This window comes from Noviherbaspirillum sp. ST9, from assembly GCF_048799745.1.
In the GTDB taxonomy this organism is placed as follows: Bacteria; Pseudomonadota; Gammaproteobacteria; order Burkholderiales; family Burkholderiaceae_D; genus Noviherbaspirillum.
Genome location: NZ_JBLWFR010000203.1, coordinates 1 through 532 on the forward strand (window position 1 = coordinate 1; position 532 = coordinate 532).

The following is a 532-nucleotide window of genomic DNA, read 5'->3' on the forward strand; positions in this document are numbered from 1 at the left end:
ATTCCAGCCGGAACAGCCTCAGCCATTTCAATCCAGTGAAGCTTGACCATATTATTGGCAACAGATTCCCTTATCCTGCGTTTATTTTTTGCAGAGATGTTATCACTCACAATATAATAATCAATAGCCTCGCTTGTTTTATGGTTTATCTCTATCGATTTTATCAATACCGCGAGCAAAATCGAGTAGTGGTCGTCACATACGCTTACTATGGTGATCTTATCCATCAGGTACAGAATTAGTCGTTAGTTGATGTCTTTGTGTCGTGCGGCTCCTTTGCAGTGAACATACTGCCAAACCTCTTTATTTCTCTCAAGATCCTTGAACTTAGCGCTTTGCCAAAACTCCCGTCTTTTTCCAGCGTACGCGGGCCTGTCCACGTACGTGCTTTATCTGATCTAACTTGTTTGATCTTTCCATAGCTCATCATATCGAATGCAAGTCGCCCTTCATCGCCTCTGATCATTTTCATCACAAAGCCTATTTTCAGGCCGTATTCTTTAACATATCCCATATTAATGCCGTAAGCATT

General features: G+C 41.5%; 2 protein-coding genes. Both read right to left on the reverse strand.

Annotated features, from left to right (window positions below):
- Nucleotides 1-227, reverse strand: a 227-nt coding sequence (locus ACNOHI_RS25525) for a hypothetical protein (protein ID WP_420477522.1), incomplete at its 3' end; no start/stop codon positions are given.
- Nucleotides 228-238: 11 nt separating this feature from the next.
- A partial coding sequence (locus ACNOHI_RS25530; RefSeq protein WP_420477524.1) for a hypothetical protein occupies nucleotides 239-532 on the reverse strand: 294 nt, incomplete at its 5' end.